The 21,869-nt window shown below is 68.8% G+C and carries 22 protein-coding genes and 1 tRNA gene; 12 read left to right on the top strand and 11 right to left on the bottom strand.

The annotated features are described in order from the left end of the window. Positions 1-15 precede the first annotated feature (15 nt). From CGU35_RS10250 to CGU35_RS10225, 6 genes are all read left to right on the top strand, one after another. A complete protein-coding gene (locus tag CGU35_RS10250; protein ID WP_100811477.1) occupies positions 16-1,407 on the top strand; it encodes a glycosyltransferase family 2 protein in 1,392 nt (463 codons plus the stop codon). Then, positions 1,398-1,471, top strand: a tRNA-Leu gene (locus tag CGU35_RS10245). The genes CGU35_RS10250 and CGU35_RS10245 overlap by 10 nt, the downstream gene beginning before the upstream one ends. A gap of 107 nt (positions 1,472-1,578) precedes the next feature. Continuing rightward, positions 1,579-2,763 (top strand): alanine racemase, encoded by a 1,185-nt coding sequence (locus tag CGU35_RS10240; RefSeq protein WP_100811669.1) that lies wholly within the window; start codon positions 1,579-1,581, stop codon positions 2,761-2,763. After that, positions 2,760-4,073 carry a D-arabinono-1,4-lactone oxidase gene (locus CGU35_RS10235; RefSeq protein ID WP_100811476.1) on the top strand — a complete coding sequence of 438 codons (1,314 nt, stop codon included), beginning with the start codon at positions 2,760-2,762 and terminating at the stop codon, positions 4,071-4,073. Before CGU35_RS10240 ends, CGU35_RS10235 begins: the two co-directional genes overlap by 4 nt. Positions 4,074-4,159: 86 nt before the next feature. Beyond that, complete coding sequence (locus CGU35_RS10230; protein ID WP_100811475.1) at positions 4,160-4,729, top strand: LemA family protein; 570 nt, start codon at positions 4,160-4,162, stop codon at positions 4,727-4,729. Between the two features lie 54 nt (positions 4,730-4,783). After that, positions 4,784-5,671, top strand: coding sequence for a M48 family metalloprotease (locus CGU35_RS10225; protein WP_100811474.1), 888 nt, complete (start codon positions 4,784-4,786; stop codon positions 5,669-5,671). Positions 5,672-5,676: 5 nt separating this feature from the next. Here CGU35_RS10225 and CGU35_RS10220 read toward each other — a convergent pair whose 3' ends face one another. Beyond that, on the bottom strand, positions 5,677-6,624 hold the full coding sequence (locus tag CGU35_RS10220) for a nuclear transport factor 2 family protein (RefSeq protein WP_100811473.1): 948 nt from the start codon (positions 6,622-6,624) through the stop codon (positions 5,677-5,679). Continuing rightward, on the bottom strand, positions 6,621-7,907 hold the full coding sequence (locus tag CGU35_RS10215; RefSeq protein WP_100811668.1) for a winged helix-turn-helix domain-containing protein: 1,287 nt from the start codon (positions 7,905-7,907) through the stop codon (positions 6,621-6,623). The genes CGU35_RS10220 and CGU35_RS10215 overlap by 4 nt, the downstream gene beginning before the upstream one ends. Positions 7,908-8,035: 128 nt before the next feature. Between CGU35_RS10215 and CGU35_RS10210 the strand changes: the two genes are divergently transcribed. Then, positions 8,036-9,262 (top strand): AI-2E family transporter, encoded by a 1,227-nt coding sequence (locus CGU35_RS10210; protein WP_100811472.1) that lies wholly within the window; start codon positions 8,036-8,038, stop codon positions 9,260-9,262. Next, complete coding sequence (ilvA, locus tag CGU35_RS10205) at positions 9,259-10,509, top strand: threonine ammonia-lyase (RefSeq protein WP_100811471.1); 1,251 nt, start codon at positions 9,259-9,261, stop codon at positions 10,507-10,509. Before CGU35_RS10210 ends, ilvA begins: the two co-directional genes overlap by 4 nt. Positions 10,510-10,587: 78 nt before the next feature. On the opposite strand, the gene greA is transcribed toward ilvA, so the two are convergent. Further along, a complete protein-coding gene (gene greA / locus CGU35_RS10200) occupies positions 10,588-11,079 on the bottom strand; it encodes a transcription elongation factor GreA (protein ID WP_100811470.1) in 492 nt (163 codons plus the stop codon). A 118-nt stretch (positions 11,080-11,197) separates the two neighbouring features. Next, a complete protein-coding gene (locus tag CGU35_RS10195; protein ID WP_100811469.1) occupies positions 11,198-11,593 on the bottom strand; it encodes a DUF4307 domain-containing protein in 396 nt (131 codons plus the stop codon). Positions 11,594-11,718: 125 nt separating this feature from the next. On the opposite strand from CGU35_RS10195, the gene CGU35_RS10190 reads away from it, so the two are divergent. Next, entirely contained in the window at positions 11,719-12,039 is a 321-nt protein-coding gene (locus CGU35_RS10190; protein ID WP_100811667.1) for a hypothetical protein, read from the top strand. Positions 12,040-12,095: 56 nt separating this feature from the next. Here the strand turns inward: CGU35_RS10190 and trhA are convergent, their stop codons facing one another. Further along, positions 12,096-12,764 (bottom strand): PAQR family membrane homeostasis protein TrhA, encoded by a 669-nt coding sequence (gene trhA / locus CGU35_RS10185; RefSeq protein ID WP_100811666.1) that lies wholly within the window; start codon positions 12,762-12,764, stop codon positions 12,096-12,098. Positions 12,765-12,844: 80 nt separating this feature from the next. On the opposite strand from trhA, the gene CGU35_RS10180 reads away from it, so the two are divergent. From CGU35_RS10180 to CGU35_RS10170, 3 genes are all read left to right on the top strand, one after another. Further along, positions 12,845-13,630, top strand: coding sequence for an isoprenyl transferase (locus tag CGU35_RS10180; RefSeq protein WP_100811468.1), 786 nt, complete (start codon positions 12,845-12,847; stop codon positions 13,628-13,630). Positions 13,631-13,663: 33 nt separating this feature from the next. Continuing rightward, on the top strand, positions 13,664-14,785 hold the full coding sequence (locus CGU35_RS10175) for an aminotransferase class V-fold PLP-dependent enzyme (RefSeq protein ID WP_100811467.1): 1,122 nt from the start codon (positions 13,664-13,666) through the stop codon (positions 14,783-14,785). Positions 14,786-14,938: 153 nt separating this feature from the next. Further along, positions 14,939-16,363: a PhoH family protein gene (locus tag CGU35_RS10170; RefSeq protein ID WP_232711257.1), complete on the top strand. Its 1,425-nt coding sequence runs from the start codon at positions 14,939-14,941 to the stop codon at positions 16,361-16,363. A gap of 306 nt (positions 16,364-16,669) precedes the next feature. On the opposite strand, the gene CGU35_RS10165 is transcribed toward CGU35_RS10170, so the two are convergent. Genes CGU35_RS10165 through CGU35_RS10140 form a run of 6 tightly spaced genes read right to left on the bottom strand, consistent with a single transcriptional unit; the run spans position 16,670 to position 21,847 of the window. Further along, positions 16,670-17,326, bottom strand: coding sequence for a response regulator transcription factor (locus tag CGU35_RS10165; RefSeq protein WP_100811466.1), 657 nt, complete (start codon positions 17,324-17,326; stop codon positions 16,670-16,672). After that, positions 17,323-18,831: a sensor histidine kinase gene (locus CGU35_RS10160; RefSeq protein ID WP_100811465.1), complete on the bottom strand. Its 1,509-nt coding sequence runs from the start codon at positions 18,829-18,831 to the stop codon at positions 17,323-17,325. The genes CGU35_RS10165 and CGU35_RS10160 overlap by 4 nt, the downstream gene beginning before the upstream one ends. Before the next feature lie 52 nt (positions 18,832-18,883). Continuing rightward, entirely contained in the window at positions 18,884-20,290 is a 1,407-nt protein-coding gene (locus CGU35_RS10155; protein WP_100811464.1) for a class II fumarate hydratase, read from the bottom strand. 20 nt (positions 20,291-20,310) lie between these two features. Beyond that, positions 20,311-20,967 carry a carbonic anhydrase gene (locus tag CGU35_RS10150; RefSeq protein WP_100811463.1) on the bottom strand — a complete coding sequence of 219 codons (657 nt, stop codon included), beginning with the start codon at positions 20,965-20,967 and terminating at the stop codon, positions 20,311-20,313. Continuing rightward, on the bottom strand, positions 20,964-21,611 hold the full coding sequence (locus CGU35_RS10145) for a DUF4245 family protein (RefSeq protein ID WP_100811462.1): 648 nt from the start codon (positions 21,609-21,611) through the stop codon (positions 20,964-20,966). The genes CGU35_RS10150 and CGU35_RS10145 overlap by 4 nt, the downstream gene beginning before the upstream one ends. Continuing rightward, entirely contained in the window at positions 21,611-21,847 is a 237-nt protein-coding gene (locus CGU35_RS10140; protein WP_100811461.1) for an exodeoxyribonuclease VII small subunit, read from the bottom strand. The genes CGU35_RS10145 and CGU35_RS10140 overlap by 1 nt, the downstream gene beginning before the upstream one ends. Positions 21,848-21,869 lie beyond the last annotated feature (22 nt).

Genomic DNA, 21,869 nt, shown 5'->3' with positions numbered 1-21,869 from the left:
GGGTGTCTGCGCGCGATGCTTGACATCTTCGAGGGCCTGCCGATCTGGGTGCAGGTGTTGTTCTGGGCGGTTCTGGCGATCACCGTCTCGTCACTCGTGTCGGTCGTCTCGCTGCTCGTCCTGGCGAGCCGCTTTCGCAACCGTGTTCGCGGTGACGTGCGACGAGACCCCGGCGGGGCCGTCGAACAGAACTTCTTGTGGGTGTTCCTCGTTCCCGCGCTCAACGAAGAAGTGACGATCGCCGACAGCGTCGCGCGTCTGCGTCAGGTCGCCGCCACGCACGCGATGTTCCTCGTCATCGACGACGGGTCGGAGGATCGCACCGGCGAGATCCTCGCCGGGATCGACGACCCGCGCCTCAACGTCCTGACCCGCACGGCCCCGCACGCCCGCGAGGGCAAAGCCGCAGCCCTCAACGCCGCCTACGCACACGTCCGCTCGGCGCTGCGCGAGGATCCCGCGCTCGCCAAGTGGGACGAGGACCACGTGATCGTCGTCGTCGTCGACGCCGACGGGCGGCTCGATCCCGAAGCACCGCGCTCGGCGGCACGACATTTTCACGATGGCGGGATCGGGGGAGTGCAATCCCTCGTTCGCATCTACAACCGGCGCGGATGGCTCACCTGGGCGCAGGACGTGGAGTTCTCGTCCTTCGGGCTCGTCTTCCAAGCGGGGCGTGCGTGGTGGGGCACGGCGAACATGGGCGGCAACGGTCAGTTCAACCGCCTGTCCGCCCTCGCGAGCATCGATGCTGGCCCCGGTCCATGGCGCGATCGACTGACCGAGGACCAGGACCTCGGCGTTCGCCTCATCCAGGCCGGGTGGGCCGGTGTGCAGGACAACTCCGTCGCGATCGACCAGCAGGGGCTCAATTCGCTCCGCCGCCTGTACCGCCAGCGCGTGCGCTGGGCGCAGGGCAGCTGGCAGGCGCTCGGGCTCCTCCGCGGCACGCCGCGCCTCCGCGTACCGTTCCTGGCGCGTGTCGACAGCGTCTACTACCTGCTCACTCCAGCCCTGCAACTGCTGACCGGGTTCGCGCTCGTCGTGTCGGTCGTGTTCGCGTTCCTGAGCGGGGTGCCCTATCGGCCCTCGCACTGGTGGATCCTGATCTTCTTCATGACGCTGTCGTTCGGTCCGGGGGTGGCGACGCTCGCGCTCCGCGGCGGCCGCTGGTACTCGCCGTTCGTGGCGCTCGTCCTGGTCATCCCGTACACGGCGTACTCGTGGATCGTCTTCCCGGTACTGGCCGTGGGGCTCTTCCGGCAGCTGTCCGGGCGGCGGTCCTGGGCGAAGACGGCGCGCGAGACGCAGGGGATGGATGCCTCGGGCTCCGCGGGCACGGGAACCGTCGGCGATACTGGAGGGGATCGCGGTACGCACAGAGGCCGCGAGGTCACGCCCCCGTAGCCCAACCGGCAGAGGCAGGCGACTTAAAATCGCTCGAGTGTGGGTTCGAATCCCACCGGGGGTACCCGTCGCGGTGCCGTTCGGTCGGGCCGAGCGCGGGCCTAGGCTGGGGGCGTGCTCGATCTGACCGCACCAACGACGTCCGACTCGGTCGGCGATCCAACGCCCTGGATGACACCCGCGGCCTACTGGCCCCGCCTCACCGCGGCCACGGCACACCTCCCGGCGCCGGTGGCTGCGCTCGACCTCGGAGCACTCCGCTACAACGCGCTCGACATGCTCGTGCGGGCCGGGGGCGCCCCGATCCGGGTCGCGAGCAAGTCCGTGCGCGTGCGCGAGGTCATCGATGCGGTGCTGCGCCTCCCGGGCTACCGGGGCATCCTCGCATTCACGCTCGCCGAGGCGCTGTGGCTCGCCGAGACACACGACGACGTCGTGATGGGATACCCGACCGTGGACCGCGCGAGTCTGGCCCGGCTCGCGGCCGACGAGCAGCTCGCGGCCCGGGTGACGCTGATGGTGGACGACCTCGCGCAGCTCGACCTCGTCGACGCTGTTGCCGCGCCCGGTTCGCGCCCGACGATCCGGATCGCGATCGACGCGGATGCCTCGTGGCGGGCACCCGCGCTGGGGCACATCGGTGTGCGTCGCTCGCCCCTGCACACGGTCGCCGAGGTGCGGGATTTCGGGCGCGCGGTTACCGCACGCCCGGGCTTCGCCCTGGTCGGGCTGATGATGTACGAGGCGCAGATCGCCGGGCAGCCCGACCACGACGGGCGCGGCGACGCGATGATCCGCTGGATGCAGGGCCGATCGATCGCCGAGTTGCGCGAACGCCGCGGCGGCATCGTCGCGGCGTTGCACAGCATCGCACCCCTGGAGTTCGTGAACGGCGGCGGAACGGGATCGCTCGAGCTCACCGCCGCCGACACCGCGGTGACCGAGGTCACGGCGGGGAGCGGTCTTCTCGCCGGGCACCTCTTCGACCGCTACCGTGCCTTCGCCCCGGCACCCGCGCTCGCCTTCGCGTACGACGTCGTACGGCGCCCGACCCCCGACATCGCCACGATCCTCGGTGGCGGATGGGTCGCCTCGGGCCCCGCGCTCGCCTCGCGCCAGCCGCTTCCGGTCTGGCCCCCGGGCCTGCGCACCCTCGACCGCGAGGGCTCGGGCGAGGTGCAGACCCCGCTCCAGGGCGAGAGCGCGAGGCTGCTCGCCGTGGGCGATCGTGCGTGGCTGCGCCCGTCGAAGAGCGGCGAGCAGCTCGAGCGCATCGCCGAGGTCCAGCTGGTGGACGGCGACGCGATCGTGCGGGCGCTGCCGACCTACCGCGGCGAAGGGCGAACGTTCCTGTGACCCGGATGGGTGGCACCTGGCGCAACTGGGGCCGGACCGCGTCGGTTCGTCCCCAACGCGTCGAGCGCCCGGCCGACACGGCGGCCGTCGTGCGCTCGGTGCAGGCCGCGATCGCTCGCGGGTTGCGGATCAAGGCCGTCGGCGCCGGCCACAGCTTCACGGGGATCGCCGTCGCGCCCGGCGTTCTGCTCGACCTCGATGACCTGAGCGGCGTCGTCGATGTCGACCGCGAGCGCTCGCGCGTGCGCGTGCTCGCCGGAACACGGCTGCACCAGATGCCGCGCCTGCTCGCCCCGTACGGCCTCGCGATGGCGAACCTCGGCGACATCGATCGCCAGTCCATCGCGGGCGCGACCTCGACCGGCACGCACGGCACGGGATTGCGCTTCGGGGGCATCTCGACGCAGATCGTCGGCGCGACCCTCGTGACGGGAACGGGTGACCTGCTCACCGTGAGCGACGACGAGAATCCCGAGCTGTTGCCCGCCGTCGCGCTCGGTCTCGGTGCCCTCGGCATCCTGGTCGACGTCACGCTGCAGTGCGTTCCGGCCTTCGTGTTGCACGCCGTCGAGCGTCCCGAGCCGGTCGATGACGTCGTGGCGGCGCTGGATGAGCGGGCCGAAGCATCCGATCACTTCGAGTTCTACTGGTTTCCGCACACCGATGTCGCCCTGACGAAGACGAATACGCGCCTGCCCGAGAGTGCGCCGCGCTCGCCCCTGCCCCGTGCCGCGCGCTGGGTCGATGAGACACTGCTCGCGAACGGTCTCTTCCGCGTGACGTGCGGGTCGGCATCGATCGTACCCGCGGTCGCGCCCCGGATCAATCGCCTTGCGACGCGGCTCACGGGCGATCGCGAGTACACGGATGCCTCGACGCGCGTGTTCACGCAGGACCGCACCGTCCGGTTCCGTGAGATGGAGTACGCCGTCCCGATCGAGAACCTCGCGGCCGCGTTCCGGGACGTCCAGGCCGCGATCGACGCATCCGATCTGCGGGTGTCGTTCCCGATCGAGGTGCGCGTCGCGGCGGCGGACGACCTCTGGATGTCGACGGCCCATGGACGGGCGAGCGGATACATCGCCGTGCACCGCTACTGGCGCGAGGACCCCACCGAGTACTTCGCGGCGATCGAACCGATCATGCTCGCGCACGGCGGGCGCCCGCACTGGGGCAAGATGCACACGCTCGGCGCCGCCGACCTCGCCGAGAGATACCCGCGATTCGGCGACTTCGTGGCGCTGCGCAACAGCCTCGACCCCGACCGGCGCTTCACGAACGCGTACCTGAATCGGGTGCTCGGCGAATAGTTCCCAGGGGTTCGGCGGGATGCGCCGGTAGGATGGGGGCACGAACGACACACTCGCGTCTGACTACCTCGCTTATGGAGACACCCATGTGGGAATGGCTCATTCCGGTCCTGATCGTCGTCGCCCTGGTCGCCATCGTCGGCATCTACCTCTGGGCGACCTACAACTCGCTGGTGCAGCTGAACGTGCGCGTGGACGAAGCGTGGAGCGACATCACGGTGCAGCTCAAGCGTCGAGCCGACCTGCTCCCCAACCTGATCGACACGGTCAAGGGGTACGCGGCGCATGAGAAGGCCGTCTTCGAGAATGTGACGCGTGCGCGCGCCGAGACCCTGCAGGCGCAGGGCCCGGCCGATGCGGGCGTCGCCGAGGGGCACATGCAGCAGGCGCTGAAGTCGCTGTTCGCCGTCGCCGAGGCCTACCCTCAGCTGCAGGCGAGCCAGAACTTCCTGCAGCTGCAGCAGTCGATCGTCGACACGGAAGACAAGATCCAGGCATCCCGCCGGTTCTACAACGGCGGCGTGCGCGAGCTGAACACCAAGATCAAGGTCTTTCCGAACAATATGTTCGCCCGGAACCTCGGGTTCCACGAGCGTGAGTTCTTCGAGGTCGAGAACGGCGCGGCGATCTCCGAGCCGCCGCGCGTTCAGTTCTGACGCGAACTGTCCGACGTGACGCGCATCCCGGTCTGACGAGAGTCCAGCTCAGCCGTGTATTCCGCGATCGCGCGCAACAAGCGCAACACGTGGTTCATCATGATCGCGTTCGTCCTGATCATCGGCGGACTCGGGCTGTTGGCGGGATGGCTCGCCGCCAACAACTGGTGGATCACCGCGTTCGTCGTGATCGGTGCCGTCGGGTACGCGACGCTGCAGTACTTCGTCGCCGATCGCGAGGCCCTCGCCCTGGCGGGTGCGGTCGAGATCCAGAAGGCAGACAACCCGCGCCTCTGGAACATGGTCGAGAACCTGTGCATCGCGACGGGCACCCCGATGCCGAAGGTCCACATCGTGCAGGATGCGGCACCCAACGCGTTCGCGACGGGTCGGACTCCCGAGCGTGCCGCGATCGCCGTGACAACGGGTCTTCTCGACATCATGGACGATCAAGAACTCGAGGGTGTGCTCGCGCACGAGCTCGGACACATCCGCAATTACGACATCCGGGTCTCGCTGATCGTGTTCGGGCTCGTCGTCGCGATCGGCTTGCTCGCGGACGTGTTCCTGCGCTTCACGCTGTTCGGGGGCGCGCGACGTGGCGGCAACGGCCAGGCGCAGATCGTCTTCCTGATCTTCGGCATCGTCGCGGCGGTCATCGCGCCGCTGCTCGCCGGTGCCGTGCAGGCCGCGATCTCGCGCCAGCGCGAGTACCTGGCGGATGCCACGGCCGCGCTCACGACGCGAAACCCCGATGGCCTCGCCTCGGCGCTGGCGAAGCTGCAGGCGCACGCTCAGCCGTTGAAGAAGGCGAACACCTCGATGGCGCACCTGTGGCTGGCCGACCCGCTCCGCCCGAACGCCCTGACACGGCTGTTCTCGACGCATCCGCCGATCCCGGACCGGATCGAGCGTCTCCACACGATGGGTGGCAGCTTCTAGGCCGCTCACCAGGCCCGGAGGATCAACTCGCCGCCCGTGAAGACCAGGGCGCCACGCAGCGTCCACGCATCGTCACGGTAGGTGAACTCGCCGGGGGTGCCATCACGTTTCGGGCCCGAGACGGTGACGACGTACGAGCCGCCGCTGGCGATGAAGCCGCCGGTCGCGTCGAGCGCGACCGTGGGCAGCGTCTCGATCCGGAACACGAAGCCCTGTGCGCTCGCCAGGTCGGCACCCCAGGGGACGCTGATGCCGCACGACTCCGGGCTCGCCGGCGCGGGCGTTTCGGGCGACGATGCCGTGCACGCCTCCAGATACGCGTCCACGGCGGGTTGGGCCCGCGCGGCGGCGTCGGGCGTCAGCGATGCCGCCACGGCGACCTGTGTCGTCTCGCCGGGCGCCACGACCGCCTCCGCCTCACCGGTCAGGATCCCCGCGGGGGTTGCCGTGACGGCGTACACGGCGGGAAGGGCGACCAGAGTCGCGGATGTCTCGAGCACCACGTCACCGATTTTCACCGCGTCGCCGATCGACGTGGTCGCCGCGAGAGCGCCGAGCGCATCCGCATCGGCCAGCCAGCGTCCGTCCTCCTGTCGAACGGTGAACGTCACGGTGCGCGCCTCCCGCGCGAGCGAGTAGGTCGCAGAGACCGTCGCGGTGCCATCCGCCAGTGTCTCGGTACTCGTCACCGTGGGCTGCCCGAGGTAGCTGCTCGCGGCCTCGAAGGCGTCGAGGGTCGTGTCGCCGGGCATCGCGTCGGCGGTGACCGTCGTCCGGATCTCATCGGCATCACCACGGGCGAGCGCGTCGAGGTATCTCTGCGCACCCGCCTCGGCCGAATCCCCCCGGGTGGTGAACCACAGGACGAGACCGATCGCCGCGGCGAGCGCGATGACGGCGGCCGCGGCGATGACGATGGCCGCACCGCGCCCCGGACGTCGTCGCGGGCTCATGCGATCGCCTCGACCGGCTGCGGTTCGTCGGGTGCGAGCGCGACGGCCTCGGGCCCCGCGACGTGCCGGGGTGCGCCGAGCGCCCCCGCCACCGCGTCGGTCGCGTCGCCCCAGCTCGCCACCGAGATGCCCTCGAGCCCCTGCCAGCGCGCGGCATCCCGCAGGACATCCGCGACACGTGCGGGGGCGTCAGGGCGGAGAGGGCCCTCCTCCCACCACGCGGACTGTACGAGAAGGCTCGACCCGGCCCTGTCGGCCTTGAGATCGACACGCCCGACGAGCTCGTCATCGAGCAGCACGGGCAGGGAGTAGTAGCCGTAGCGGCGCCGCGGCGCGGGTGTGTAGATCTCGATCCGGTAGTCGAAGCCGAAGAGGCGCTGGGCCCGATCGCGGAACCACACCATCGGGTCGAAGGGTGTCAGGACGGTCGCGGCATCGATGCGGCGGGGGAGCGCCGCATCGCGATGCGCCCACGCGGGCAGCGGCTTGGCGCCGCGATCCCAGCCCTCGACGGTGACGGGCACGAGTTCTCCCGCGTCCACCAGTTCGGCCGTCGCGCGCTTGACGGCCTTGCGGTCGCGCAGACGCCAGTAGTCGTCCAGGTCGGACTCCGTTGCGACGCCGTAGGCGGAGGCCGCGCGCGCCACGAGCTCTCGGATCGCCTGCGGCCGGTCGATCTCGCGTTCGAGGGCGGACGCGGGGATGACGTCGGCCGCGAGCGCATACCGACGCTCGAAGCCGCGGCGTCCGGCCACGGCCACCTCGCCGATCAGCCACAGGTATTCGAGGGCCCGTTTGACGCCGTCCCAGTCCCACCAGGGCCCGCGCGCGCCGCGCCGTGAGTCGTGTTCGATCTCGGCGGGGCGGAGCGGGCCGCGCGCACCGAGTTCGGCACGCACCCAGTCCACGATCGCCAGGTTCTCGGCGAACCACGTGCCGGGCGCCGTGAAGCGTGCGCGATGGTCGTCCATGCGGAACCGGAAGAGCTGCCAATCGTTCGCCGGGATGAACGCGGCGACGTGTGCCCAGAACTCCACGTAGGGCGAGCGCCGGGCGAACAGGAGCCGATCGAGCAGCGCGGTGTCATAGGGCCCGAGGCGGGAGAAGAGCGGCATGTAGTGAGAGCGCGCGTAGACGTTGACCGAGTCGATCTGCAGCGTGTGCATGCGCCCGAGCATCGCGTTGAGCTGGCGCGTGCCGGCGACGGCGGGGGAGCGCCGCCCGAATCCTTGCGCGGCGAGCGCCATCCGCCGCGCTTCACGCGCGCTCAGCGACTGTTTCATCGGCGTCAGCCTAGCTGCGGCATCCGACATCCCCGTGGCGATCTCGACACCGCGCACGAGGGCGACCCGAATGGCCGGGCGAATCCGCGTGATAACGCGGGCCTCGTTCGGACTCCTAGACTTGCTGGGTGAACGAAGCGCCCGAATCTCCGCGTCGAAGGCTGGTCGACGTCATTCGCGAGCGCACGGTCTCGAGCGATCTCACGCCCTCCGTGCCGCGCGGCCTGCGCCTGGCAGCCGCGTATGCGTGGCGCATGATCGTCATCGCAGCCGCTGCCTCGATCGTGATCTGGCTCGTCATCCAGCTCAAAGTCATCGTCATCCCGCTGCTGGTGGCCATCCTCGTCACCGCGCTGCTGTGGCCGGCGTTCACGTGGTTGCTGCGTCGTGGCGTGCCGCGGTGGCTCGCGATCGTCATCGCCGTGCTCGGCACTCTCGCGATCGTCTCGGGGCTCATCTGGCTCGTGGTCTGGCAGATCAGTCTGCAGTGGGCGAGCGTGCAGGAGCGCACCGTGCAGGCCGTCGAGCAGTTCCGCCAGTACCTCATCGATGGGCCGCTGCACCTGACGTCGGGCCAGATCGATGACGCGCTCGCCCAGGCCTGGACCATCGTTCAGGAGCAGGCGCAGCTGCTGCTCTCGGGGGCGCTCGCGGTCGGATCCACCGTCGGACACGTCGTGGTCGGCGCCCTGCTCACGATCTTCATCCTGCTCTGCACCCTCGCGGACGGCGGCGGCATCTGGAAGTGGACGCTGCGTCTCTTCCCCCGTGCGGCCCGCAAGCCGGTCGACGGCGCAGCCCGAGCCGGATGGGTGACGGTCGTCAACTACGCCCGCACCCAGCTCCTGGTCGCATCCATCGACGCCGTCGGTATCGGTCTGGGTGCGGCGCTGCTCGGGGTGCCGCTCGCGATCCCCGTGGCCGTGCTGGTGTTCCTGGGCTCGTTCATCCCGATCGTCGGAGCCGTCGTCACGGGCGCCGTCGCGGTCTTCCTGGCCCTGGTCTACAACGGTCCGTTCATCGCCGTTCTGATGCTGATCGTCGTGCTCGGCGTGCAGCAGCTCGAGGGGCACGTGCTGCAGCCGATCCTGATGGGTGCGGCCGTCAAGGTGCACCCGCTCGGTGTCGTCCTGGTCGTCGCGGGTGGTGCGCTGGTCGGTGGCATCCCCGGCGCGCTCTTCGCCGTCCCGCTCGCCGCGTTCGTGAACGTCTTCGCCGTCTACATCGGATCGCGCGGGTGGGAGAGACCGGATGGCGTGGTCGCGGGCGAACTGATCTGGAGCACCGTGCCACGAAAGAAGAGAACACCACCCGCCACTGGCGTCAGCACTCGACCCGAGGGAACACAGGGATGACCGCCGTCGAACCGCGTGGGCTGACCATGCCGCTGCTCTCGGAATACGAGGACGCCGCGGAGGGGCTCCGAGATGTGGTGAGCCACACGCCTCTCGAGTACTCGCAACACCTCACCGAAGTGCTCGGAGTGCCCGTCCATCTCAAGCTCGAGAACCTGCAGCGCACCGGATCCTTCAAGATTCGCGGCGCCGCCTACCGGTTGTCGCGCCTGACTCCCGAGGAGCGCGCACGCGGTGTCGTCGCCGCCTCCGCAGGCAACCACGCTCAGGGCGTCGCGCTCGCGGCCCAGGCACTCGGCATCCCCGCCACGATCTTCATGCCGCTCGGGGTGCCCGTGCCCAAGCTGCTGGCGACACGAGGTTACGGAGCAGAGGTGATCCTCGAGGGGGCCACCGTCGATACCCCGCTGCGCCTCGCGGCGGAGTTCGCCGAGCGCACGGGAGCCGTGCTGATCCCCCCGTTCAACCACCGCGACATCATCGTCGGGCAGGGCACACTCGGTCTCGAGATCGCGCAGGACATGCCCGATGTCGAGACCATCGTGCTCGGGATCGGCGGGGGAGGCCTCATCGCCGGGGTCGCCGGAGCAGTCAAGGCGAAGGCCGCCGCCGCGGGCCGGACCGTGCGCGTCATCGGCGTGCAGGCCGAGAACGCCGCACCGTACCCTGAATCGCTGCGCCGCGGCCATCCGATCGAGGTCGAGACTCGGCCGACGATCGCCGACGGCATCCTGGTCAGCCGCCCGGGAGACATCCCGTTCGCGATGATCCAAGAGCTCGTCGATGACGTGGTGACGGTCACGGATGACGACATCGCGCGTGCGATGCTCGTGCTGCTCGAGCGGGCCAAGGTCGTCGTCGAGCCGGCCGGCGCGGTCGGCGTGGCCGCGATCCTGGCGGGCAAGGTCGAAGCGCACGGGCCGACCGTCTCGGTGCTGTCGGGCGGCAACATCGACCCCCTGCTGCTCCAGCGCGTCGTCGCCCACGGGCTCGCCGCATCCGGTCGCTACATGAGCATGCGGATTCCTCTGCCCGACCGTCCGGGGCAGCTCTCGCGCGTGTCCGACCTGATCGCGGAGGCGGGTGCCAACGTGATCGAGGTGCTGCACACGCGCCACGGTCAGGGCTTGCAGATCAGCGAGGTCGTGCTGCAGATCAGCGTCGAAACGCGCGGCGAAGAGCACAAGGCCCTGACGCTGAAGACGCTGAAGGATGCGGGCTTCCACCCCGTCGTCGTCCCCGACTGACCTCGCACGACCGCGCGAGACTTCACTTATGTCTCGAAATGCGGGGGCAAAGAGGACTTAGCTGAAGTTTCGCGCGCTCTACTGGCCCGTGTAGGTCTCGACCTTGACGATCTCGACCGTCATCTCGCGGCCGTTGGGGGTCTCGTAGCTCGTGGTCTCGCCCTCGCTCTTGCCCAGGATCGCGGCGCCGATCGGGCTCGCCTCGCTGTAGACATCCAGCGCGGAGTCAGACGCCAGCTCGCGGTTGGCCAGCAGGAATCGCAGCTCGCGGCCGGCGACCTTCGCGGTCACGACGGTCCCCGGCACGACCCTGCCGGTCGAGGTGGGTGCATCGCCGACGACGGCCGTCTTCAGGAGCTGCTGCAGGTTCCGGATGCGCGCCTCGATGCGTCCCTGTTCGTCTTTCGCGGCGTGGTATCCGCCGTTCTCCTTCAGGTCGCCCTCTTCGCGGGCGGCCTCGATGCGCTTGGCGATCTCTTCGCGTCCCTCCGTCGCGAGCGTCTCGAGCTCTGCGGCGAGGCGGTCGTAGGCGTCCTGCGTGAGGAAGGTCACGGGTGCGTCAGTAGACACGGCGTTCTCCTTCTGTGGTTCGTGTCGTGCGGGAGTCGTGAGGGGCCAGGGTTGTCTCGTCGCCCATATGCCGAACGCCCCGGCATCGAGCCAGGGCGCACACTTTGATCCGGTCAGCCTAGGGGAGCCAGCAGGAGTTCACCAAACCGGTCGTCGCGAGACCCACGGTGGGAACGGATACGTCATACGCCCGTGTCTGCTCGCCGCTCGGGGGGTAGACCACGACCTTCCACCCGACGATCCCGAAGTCCTCGTCGAGTGCCTCGATGGCGCAGGCGACCTCGCGGTCGGCGTGGCCGGTGACCTGGAACGACACCGTGGCGGTGTGCTGGTCGACGAGCGAGAACGCGAGGACATCCACGTCGACATCCGATGCCGCGGTCGACACCGTGGACCATGCGAGCGCCCCCGTTGTGGCGGCGACGATCACGCCGAAGATGATCCAGGCGAACACGCGACGACGGCTCGCGCGGCCGCGACCGTACCGCTCGTCGAGACGGGCTTGGATCGTCATCGTCTGGCCCCTTCTCGACTGCTCGGCGACGTGTGCACGGACTGGTTAGGCTGGTGATACCAGGCTATGCGTTGCAGGATGCCGCCCGTGCCATCTCGGGATCGGTCGCCGTGCGGAAGGACCCTATGCTCCCGTTCTCGTGGATCGCCTCGATCGCGACTTCAACGCCCACGCCCACACCCGTCGTCGAACCGGATCCCGAACTCGTCACCCCCGGGTTTCTCGGCTTCGCGATCGTCGCCGTTCTCGTCGTGGCGGTCATTGCGCTGGTATGGGACATGCAACGCCGTATCCGTCGTACCCGCTATCGCGCCGAGATCGATGCCGAACTCGATGCCGAACAGCAGGCGGACGCGGCCGTACGGGCCTCGGACACCGACGACCAGGTGGTCGATGCCGCGGACGACGACGGATACCGCGCAGACCCGAACCCGCCGCGCGCCTGACCGTCGGCGCCCGGATGTCCGCGTCGGCGGACGTTCGCGTCAGCCGGAGAGGCGCGTCAGCCGTAGACCGGGTCGAGCGCGATGATCAGCGCCGCGGTCCAGTGGCACAGGAACGCGAGCACGGTGCAGACGTGGAAGATCTCGTGGAACCCGAAGTGCCCGGGCCACGGATTGGGTCGTTTGACGGCATAGACGATCGCGCCTGCCGTATAGAGCAGACCGCCGACGAGCACCAGCGTCATCATGATCGCGTTCGCCGCGAAGAGGTCGCCGATGTACATCATCGCGGCCCAGCCGAGCACGAGGTAGAGGGCGACGTACAGCCAGCGCGGCGCGCCGATCCAGAAGACACGGAACAGGATGCCGAGCAGCGCGCCGCCCCACACCAGAGACAGCAGCAGCGTCGCCTTCTCGCGGGGCAGCGCGAGCACGGCGATCGGCGTGTACGTGCCGGCGATCAGCAGCAGGATGTTCGCGTGGTCGATGCGCTTCAGGACCGCCCGGGTGCGGGGACCCCAGTCGAAGCGGTGGTACAGCGCCGAGTTGCCGAAGAGCAGCAACGAGGTCGCCATGAAGATCGCCGACGCCCACTTCGCCGCGGTGCCGTCCGCGAGCACGATCAGGACGATGCCGGTCACGATCGCAACAGGGAAGGTGGCCGCATGGATCCATCCGCGCCACGTCGGCCGGATGTCGACGTGCGCGTCGACGGCGGCAGCCTCCATCAGCGGAAGGGACGGGACCTCGGGGGTGTGGGAACGCGCGCGACGGTTCACGCATCCAGCGTAAGCGTTACCGTAGGGGGGTGAGTACGGGTGGGTCGAACCAGGGTCGCGGGCCGCTCTACCGTCTGTACACCGGGCGCCTGCGCCGGAGTCTGCGCGATGATCCCGTCCCGCGCCACGTCGCGATGATGATCGATGGAAACCGTCGCTGGGCGCGTCAGCTCGGATACGATTCCGCGGCACACGGTCATCGCGCCGGGGCCGCGAAGATGCGTGAGTTCCTCACCTGGTGCGACGACGTCGGGGTGCGGGTCGTGTCGCTCTACCTGCTCTCGCACGACAATCTCGCCAAGCGCGAGTCCCGTGAACTCGCCGACCTGCTCGAGATCATCGCCGAGTTGGCGGATGAGCTCTCGCGCGAGCGCGACTGGCGGGTTCAGCATGTGGGGCGCTCCGAAAACCTGCCACCGGACCTCGCTCGCGTTCTGCACGAGGCGAGCGAGCGCACGCGCGACAACACCGGGATGCACGTGAATCTCGCGGTGGGTTACGGCGGACGAAGCGAGATCGTGGATGCCGTACGCAGCATCATCGCGAAGCACGATCAGAGCGGCGGCTCGTTGGAAGAGCTGGCCGCCAGCCTCACCCCCGAGCAGATCGGCGAGCACCTGTACACGGGTGGGCAGCCCGATCCGGACCTGGTGATCCGCACATCGGGAGAGCAGCGACTCAGCGACTTCCTCCTCTGGCAGAGCGCCCACAGCGAGTTCTACTTCGTCGAGGCGCTCGGCCCCGATCTGCGCGAGGTCGACTTCTTGCGCGCGATCCGCGACTACGCCCGGAGAGAGCGCAGATTCGGTAGCTGACCTGCCCCGCTCCGGGCATGGCAGAATGGGTCGGTGGCAACCATCGAGGATTACGCGGCGTCGTTCGACCTCGAACCGGGATATCTGGACTGGGCGTCGTTCGGGCCGCTCTCGCCGACGGTTCGGCAAGAGAACATCGCAGACCTCGAACTGCTCGCGACGGGGCGTCGCTCGAGCATCGACAACGTGGTGGAGCACGCGGCATCCGCACGCTCGCTCGTGGCCGAACTCCTCGGCGCCGTCGAAGAGAACGTGACGCTTCAGCCATCCACGACCCACGGACTCATGCAGGCGGTCTTCGGTGTCACCGGGGGGCTGCTCGTCTCGCGCGCCGAATACCCGAGCCTGACCGTCGCCGCCACCCGCGCGCACGAGGCACTGCACGTCGTCGAGCCGCAGTGGATCGATCCGCCCGCCGGGTATGTCACGCCCGAGGTCGTTCGCGACAACATCACGTCGTCCACGGCGGCGGTCGCGGTCAGCCTGGTCGACTTCCGCACGGGCTATCGCGCCGACCTCGCGGGTATCCGCGACGTCATCGGTGATCGACTGCTGATCGTCGATGCGGTGCAGGGATTCGGCGTCGTTGGTGCCGATTACCAGGCCGCCGATGTCGTCTGCGGCAACGGGTACAAATGGCTCCGCGCCGGACGCGGCACGGGTTTCGCGTGGTTCAGCGACCGGGCGCTCGCCGAGCTGACGCCCGTGTTCTCGGGTGCGACGGGGACGGACGTCGCGCTGCCGATCGACGAGGTGCCCCCCGCATCCGCCGGCGCGAACGCGTTCACGGTGAGCGTGCCCGACCACATCGCCGCGGCACGGCTGTCGGCGTCGCTGCGCGAGATCATCGACACCGGCGTCGATCAGATCGAAGAGGCGATGGCGACCCGTACCCGTGAGGTTCTCTTCCTCGCGGAACGCTACGACATCCCGACACTGACTCCCCGCGAAGCCGTGCACCGTGCGGGAATCGTCACGCTCGCGCCGCCGGCGCAGGATGTCGCGGCCCTCGCGGCCTCGCTCGCGAACCACGGCGTCACCTGCACGACGCGCAGCGGTGCGGTGCGCATCGCGCCGCACGTCGGCACCGCGGCGGACAGCATGGTGATGCTCGGTGACGCGCTCGCCGACTTCGCGCACGCACGCACCTGGTAGCCGCGCGGAATTAACGCGGACGTAACCTGCGTCGAGGCGTGTCGATTCGCGACCCGGCGAGTCCCGGTCGTACGTTCATCTCATCGGGCAAGTAGCCCGGTCGAGTCGGCCACCAGAGTGCGACTCGCTACCTCACGGTGGTCGACTTTGCGGATGCCGGGTATGAACCCGGGTCGGGAGCAGGTTGTGACCACAGGGGCAGCACGCCAGCAGGACACGCTTTCCAGCAGCGCGACGATCACACACGACACGAGCTTCGAGCGTGCCGACTCGATCGAGTCGGATTCCGCTCTACGCACCTACGTGCTCGATACGTCCGTGCTGCTGTCGGATCCACGGGCGTACTTCCGATTCGCCGAACACAACGTCGTGATTCCCGTCGTCGTCATCACCGAGCTCGAGGGTAAGCGGCACGACCCCGAGATCGGGTACTTCGCACGTCAGGCTCTCCGTCACCTCGATGAACTCCGTATCGAACACGGACGCCTGGACTTCCCCGTCCCGGTCGGCACGGACGGCACGTTGCGCGTCGAGCTCAACAACACCGACCCGACGGTCCTGCCCTCGGGGATGCGTCTCGCCGACAACGACAGTCGCATCCTCGCCATCGCGATGCACCTCGCGCAGGACGGCCAGCACGTCACGGTCGTCTCGAAGGACCTCCCCATGCGCGTGAAGGCCGCGTCGCTGGGCATCCAGGCCGAGGAGTACCTCGCCGAGCAGGCCGTGGACTCGGGATGGACCGGGATCGCGGCGATCGATCTCTCCGGCGACGAGCTGAGCGACCTGTACGAGAGCGAGGTCGGCAGCCACGACACGGTCACCGGACTGCCGATCAACACCGGCCTGATCATCCACTCCGAACGCGGATCGGCGCTCGGACGCATGACGGGCCCGTCGGAGTTCCGCCTCGTCCGCGGCGATCGCGAAGTGTTCGGTCTGCACGGGCGCTCGGCCGAGCAGCGGATCGCGATCGACCTGCTGCTGGACCCCGAGGTCGGCATCGTCTCGCTCGGCGGCCGGGCCGGTACCGGCAAGTCCGCGCTGGCCCTCTGCGCCGGACTCGAATCGGTACTGGAACGCCAGCAGCAGAAGAAGATCATCGTGTTCCGGCCGCTGTTCGCCGTCGGCGGCCAGGAGCTCGGCTACCTTCCCGGCGACCAGGCCGAGAAGATGAACCCCTGGGGGCAGGCCGTCTTCGACACCCTCGGGTCGGTCGTATCGGGCAACGTCCTGGAAGAGGTCGTCGAGCGGGGCCTGCTCGAGGTGATGCCTCTCACCCACATCCGCGGGCGGTCGCTCCACGATGCGTTCGTGATCGTGGACGAGGCGCAGTCGCTCGAGCGCAACGTTCTGCTCACCGTCCTCAGTCGCATGGGCCAGAACTCGCGGGTGGTCCTCACGCACGATGTCGGGCAGCGGGACAACCTGCGCGTCGGCCGCCACGACGGCGTCGCGTCTGTCATCGAGACGCTCAAGGGGCACTCGTTGTTCGGCCACGTCACGCTATCGCGGTCCGAGCGCTCCGAGATCGCCGCCCTCGTGACAGACCTGCTGGAAGCCGGCGAACTGGCGTAAACGCGACGAGGCGGGGAGGGCGGATGTATTCATCGTCATGAGAGAATTCTCATCGCCTTCCTCGCCTCTTCACATTCCCGCTGGTCATAGTTGTGGGAGAGAAATGAATACTCCCGCGAGAGCGGGTCGATGATCCGCCAAAAATCCCCCCAGTTTGTGGCTGATGATCGACATGCCAGCCAGCCCTATCCCGACGGGCGTGGTTGACGATCGAGGCGTAAGTCCCCCAGATAACCCGCCTCAGCCCCCGGTGCATCCCCCCAAGCGCCGGGGGCTTCACCTTTCCCCGGGCATGCTCCCGGCGGCTTACTCCCAGCGGTAGCCGGCGCCGCGAACGGTCGCGATGTGCTCCGCGCCGAACTTGCTGCGCAGGTATCGCACGTACACGTCGACAACGTTCGAACCCGGATCGAAGTCCAGGCCCCACACGCGGCTCAGGAGCTGCTCGCGGCTGAGAACCTGTCCGGGGTGGCGCAGAAACTGCTCGGCGAGGGCGAACTCGCGAGCCGACAGATCGAACTCCCGGCCCGCGGCGCGAGCGCGGCGGGTCAGCGGGTCCAGGCTGATGTCGCCGTAGACGACGCCGATCGAGCCCGTGTTGACGTTCTCGCGCAGACGGGAGCGGACGCGGGCGAGAAGTTCGTCGAACTTGAAGGGCTTCGCGACGTAGTCGTTGGCCCCCGCATCGAGACCCTGAACCGTATCGCGGGTGCTGCTCCGCGCCGTCAGCATGACGACGGGCACGTTCGCCCCCTGCCCACGCAGGTGGCGGAGAACCTCGAAGCCGTCCATACCGGGGAGTCCGACATCGAGCAGGACGAGGTCGACATCGCCGCTCAGGGCGAACTCGAGGGCGGAGTCGCCGCTCTCGACGATCGTCGTCGTATAGCCGGCGGATTCGAGTCCACGGCTCACGAACGCGGAAATGCGCGGTTCGTCCTCCGCGATCAGAATGTGCGTCACCCCGTTGCCTCCCTCTGCAACACCACGTCCCCGGCCCGGACGGGGGATGGCAGCGTCTCGCTGCGTCCCTGCGTGATGGGCAGGGTGATCGTGAAAGTCGCGCCGCCGCCTTCGGTGTCGGTGACGGCGCATGTCCCCAGATGTGCCTTCGCAATCGCATCGACGATCGCGAGGCCCAGTCCCGATCCCCCCACTGTACGGTGATCCGCACGGGCGAAGCGATGAAAGATCCTGCGACGAGCGGCTGGGGGAATGCCGGGGCCGTGATCCCGTACCCACAGGTGCACGGACGCGATGTCGAGGGTGCTGCCGATTTCGATCGGCGAACCCTGCGGGGTGTACTTCGCGGCGTTGTCGGCGAGCTGAAGCCACGCCTGCAAGAGACGGTCGTAGTCGCCCTCGATGACGCCCCGCGCGATGGCCGCGACACTCCAGCTGTGACCGGGGAAACCGCCCACCAGGTCGCCCATCCGCTCGGTGAGCTCGCGCACGTCGACCAGAGAGATCTCGAACTGGTCACCCTCCGCGGACGAGAGCAGGTCGATGTCTTCGACGAGACGCGTCATCCGGTCGAGCTCGGCGATCCCGATGTCACGGGTGCTGGCGACGTCGGCCGGGTTCTCGACATCCATCATCTCGAGGTGCCCGCGCACGATCGTGATCGGCGTCTTCAGCTCGTGCCGGACGTCGTCGAGCAGCTGACGCTGGTTGTCCATCGACCCCTCGAGCCTGTCGAGCATGGAGTTGACGGTGCGGCTGAGATCCGAGATGTCGTCGTTTCCGTCCGCCGGAATGCGCGCTCGCAGGTCCGTCGGCGTGATCGAGTCTGCCGTCTCGCGCATGCGACGGATGGGGGAGAGGATGCGTCCGGCGACGAACCATCCAACGATCCCGATCGCGGCCAGTGTGGCGAGGGCGGCCGCCGTGTATGTCACGAGCGAAAGCGTCACCGGCTCGAGTTCGCGCGTGACATCGACGGCGCGGATGTAGACCCCGGAATGATCGTCTCCGGGCAGGTTGACGGGGACGGCGATGTAGCGCACGTCGGTCGAGCCGATCCGCGCGCTCGCGATCACGGCGGGATCGGCCGGTCGTGCCGTCGCAACGGCCTCCGCGACGAAGTCCGGGTCGTCGGCGATCTGCTGGCTCAGGGTGTTCGCGCTCCGGAAGGCGATCCTGCCGTCGATGACCGCGATGGACGCCTCGTTGCGACCCGGGATGAGGCGCAACACCGCCGCGCGCAGGTACGCCTCGAGGTCGGTGAACTCATCGGGGGTGTCTTGCGCGCTCGTCACCGCACCGCCTTCGACGACGACACGAAGCTCATCCACCTGATCGAGTGCTTCGATCTGCGAGATCAGACGTTCGTCGATGTCGGTGAGGGTGCGATCCCTCTGCGCGAGGAACGTCACCCCGCCGACGATCGTGAGCCCGAGTGCGGCGACCGCGAGGATGGCGCCGACGATCAACGCCCTCGCCGGGATCGGCCGTCGCTCGCGGGTCATGCGCTTATTATCCGACTCCGCGGCACGTCGATGTGCAGGGGGAGGCGAGCTCTCATCCGGGGTGGGTCATCGAGAGCAGATCGAGCTTCTCGTCGAGCTGCTCTTCGGTGATCTCTCCACGCGAGACGTAGCCGAGGTCCACGACGGCCTCGCGAACGGTGATGCCCTTCGCGACCGAGTGCTTCGCGATCTTGGCCGCGGCCTCGTATCCGACGATCTTGTTCAGCGGCGTCACGATCGAGGGCGACATCCCGGCGAACGCTGCGGCACGCTCGAGGTTGGCCTCGAGGCCGGCGATCGTCTTGTCGGCGAGCACGCGCATCGTGTTCGCGAGGAGCCGGATCGACTCGAGCAGCGCGGTGCCCATGACGGGGATCGCGACGTTGAGCTCGAACGAACCCGAGGCACCCGCCCAGGCGATCGTCGCATCGTTGCCGATGACCCGGGCGCACACCATGAGCGTCGCCTCGGGGATCACCGGGTTGACCTTGCCCGGCATGATCGAGGATCCCGGCTGCAGGTCGGGGATGTGCAGTTCGCCGAGACCGGTGTTGGGGCCCGACCCCATCCAGCGCAGGTCGTTGGTGATCTTCGTCAGCGACACCGCGATCGTGCGGAGCGCCCCGGATGCCTCGACCAGTGCGTCACGGTTGGCCTGTGCCTCGAAGTGGTCGACCGCTTCGGTGATGGGCAGACCGGTCTCGCTCACGAGCAGCTCGAGCACCTTCTGCGGGAACCCGACCGGGGTGTTGATGCCCGTGCCCACGGCGGTGCCGCCGAGCGGCACCTCGGCCACGTGCGGGACGACGGCCTGGACGCGCTCGATGCCGAGGCGGATCTGGCGGGCGTATCCGCCGAACTCCTGACCGAGCGTGACGGGTGTCGCATCCATCAGGTGCGTGCGGCCGGACTTGACCGCGCCCTTCCAGAGGTCGGCCTTCGCCTCGAGCGCGACGGCCAGGTAGTCGAGCGCCGGAATCAGATCGTTCAGGAGTTCCTCTGTGACGGCGACGTGCACCGATGTCGGGAAGACGTCGTTGGACGACTGCGAGGCGTTCACGTGATCGTTCGGGTGCACGGCCGAGCCGAGCGAACGGCTGGCGAGGGTGGCGAGCACCTCGTTCATGTTCATGTTCGTCGATGTGCCGCTACCGGTCTGGTAGACGTCGATCGGGAACTGGTCCGCGGCACCGCCGCCGATGACCTCATCCGCCGCGGCGGCGATCGCATCCGCGATCGCCGCGTCGAGCGTGCCGAGCTGCTTATTGGCGAGCGCCGCCGCCTTCTTGATACGCGCGAGCGCGATCAGCTGCGCGGGGTCGAGGCTGTCGCCCGAGATGGGGAAGTTCTCCACCGCACGCTGCGTCTGCGCGCCGTACAGGGCGGCCGCGGGAACCCGCACCTCGCCCATGGTGTCGTGCTCGATGCGGTACTCGATGCCAGCTGCGGTGTCAGTCACTTCGTTGTTCCTCCGGGGTCTCAGGCGTCCGCGTCCATCGCGGCGCCCAGCAGGATGTCGGGCACGGCCGTGCCCTCGGCAAGACGATAGTTCGCACCCACGATGGCCAGGCGGCCCTCGGCGACGGCGTCGCTGATCAGCTCGGACGTGCGCAACAGCTCGGTGACGGTGGCGCGCAGGTGCTCGCGGCCCACAGCCTCGGCGTCGATCGTCGCGGGTGTCACGCCTTCGGCGGCTCCGGCCGAGAGAACGCGGCGTGCGGCGGGCACGATCGGGGCGATCTGGCGCCACACCTGCGCGGGGAGGGCGGGTGCATCGATGCCCGTGCTGTCGATCGCGGCGCGCACGGCTCCGCACTCGTCGTGCGCGAGAACGATGATCAGGGGAACCTCGAGCACCGCGACCGCGTACTCGAGGCTGCCGACGACGGAATCCGAGATGACCTGGCCGGCGTTCCGCACGACGAACAGGTCGCCGAGGCCCTTGTCGAAGATGATCTCGGCAGCCAGTCGCGAGTCCGAGCAGCCGAAGAGCGCCGCGCGTGGCTTCTGAGCCGCGGCGGTCTGGTGCCGGCGTTCGACATCCTGGCGCGGATGCCGGGGCTCGCCCGCGACGAAGCGCGCGTTGCCGCGCAGCATCTCGGCCCAGGCGCGTGCGGGGGTCGGGGTATCGCTCATCGGGTGGCTCCCTGGAGTTCTTTCACGTCCGAGGCAACGATCGCTGCCAGTTCGGCGGTCTGCTCGGGAGTCGCGGCTCCGTAGAGCAGCACGTAGTCGGAACCCGCTTGGGTTCCGAGTGCGTAGGAGATGTTCGCCGTGCGGCTCGGGTCGGCCGGCTCGAAGACGTCCCACTCGACGCCGTCGATCTGGAGGGTGTCCGCCGGTGCGGAGCCCGCCAGCGCACTCCGCGCCCAGACCTCGTCGGTGTCGAACGCCTGCGCGAACCGGATGAAACCCTCATCGTCGGGTACGTACGCGATGGACCACGACGACGAACCGCCGTCCGATGACACCTCGGCCGCGTTCACCCGCCAGTCCGAGGGCACGGCGGGCACGATGACGGTGCGCCCGAGACTCTCGCCGGCCTGCGCAGCGATCGGGGCCGGGTCGATGCCCTCGCGCTCGGGCAGTTCGCCGCGCGGGACGCCGAAGATCACGATGAAGACGACCGCGACCGTGACGATGATCGCGGCGATCAGATTGCGGAACGTCTGGCTGGAGCGGTAGATGCGGGATGACTCGGCCTTGCGGGCCGCTGTCTCGTCGGGGGTCTCGGGGCGCCCCAGCTCGGCGACCACCCGCTGTGTCGTACGCGGGGACACTACGCGTCACCCCCGGCCGCCGGTGCGTCGGTGGACGCGGATGCCGCATCCAGGCGCTGTTTCGCGCCGAGCAGCCAGTCCTCGCACCGACGGGCGAGCGCTTCTCCGCGCTCCCAGAGCCGCAGGGATTCTTCGAGCGTCGCCGAGCCCTGCTCCAGCCGGGCGACGACCTGCTGCAGCTCGTCGCGGGCCTGCTCGAAAGAGAGCGCGGCGATGTCGGCTGCCTGCTCGGTCATGTCTTCATCCTATGGCGCGCGC

It is taken from the genome of Microbacterium sp. BR1, from assembly GCF_002812725.1.
Taxonomy (GTDB): Bacteria; Actinomycetota; Actinomycetes; order Actinomycetales; family Microbacteriaceae; genus Microbacterium.
Note: the sequence above shows the minus strand (reverse complement) of the source record. Positions and strands in the feature narration are given on the sequence as shown.

Excerpts from the sequence above, each read along its gene's own strand:
- ilvA (WP_100811471.1), top strand. The coding sequence starts at position 9,259 with ATGACCGCCGTCGAACCGCGTGGGCTGACCATGCCGCTGCTCTCGGAA.
- CGU35_RS10170 (WP_232711257.1), top strand. The coding sequence starts at position 14,939 with ATGCCGGGTATGAACCCGGGTCGGGAGCAGGTTGTGACCACAGGGGCA.
- CGU35_RS10190 (WP_100811667.1), top strand. The coding sequence starts at position 11,719 with ATGCTCCCGTTCTCGTGGATCGCCTCGATCGCGACTTCAACGCCCACG.
- trhA (WP_100811666.1), bottom strand. The coding sequence starts at position 12,764 with ATGGAGGCTGCCGCCGTCGACGCGCACGTCGACATCCGGCCGACGTGG.
- CGU35_RS10160 (WP_100811465.1), bottom strand. The coding sequence starts at position 18,831 with ATGACCCGCGAGCGACGGCCGATCCCGGCGAGGGCGTTGATCGTCGGC.
- CGU35_RS10240 (WP_100811669.1), top strand. The coding sequence starts at position 1,579 with ATGACACCCGCGGCCTACTGGCCCCGCCTCACCGCGGCCACGGCACAC.
- CGU35_RS10230 (WP_100811475.1), top strand. The coding sequence starts at position 4,160 with ATGTGGGAATGGCTCATTCCGGTCCTGATCGTCGTCGCCCTGGTCGCC.
- CGU35_RS10150 (WP_100811463.1), bottom strand. The coding sequence starts at position 20,967 with ATGAGCGATACCCCGACCCCCGCACGCGCCTGGGCCGAGATGCTGCGC.
- CGU35_RS10250 (WP_100811477.1), top strand. The coding sequence starts at position 16 with ATGCTTGACATCTTCGAGGGCCTGCCGATCTGGGTGCAGGTGTTGTTC.
- CGU35_RS10140 (WP_100811461.1), bottom strand. The coding sequence starts at position 21,847 with ATGACCGAGCAGGCAGCCGACATCGCCGCGCTCTCTTTCGAGCAGGCC.
- CGU35_RS10220 (WP_100811473.1), bottom strand. The coding sequence starts at position 6,624 with ATGAGCCCGCGACGACGTCCGGGGCGCGGTGCGGCCATCGTCATCGCC.
- CGU35_RS10215 (WP_100811668.1), bottom strand. The coding sequence starts at position 7,907 with ATGAAACAGTCGCTGAGCGCGCGTGAAGCGCGGCGGATGGCGCTCGCC.
- CGU35_RS10195 (WP_100811469.1), bottom strand. The coding sequence starts at position 11,593 with ATGACGATCCAAGCCCGTCTCGACGAGCGGTACGGTCGCGGCCGCGCG.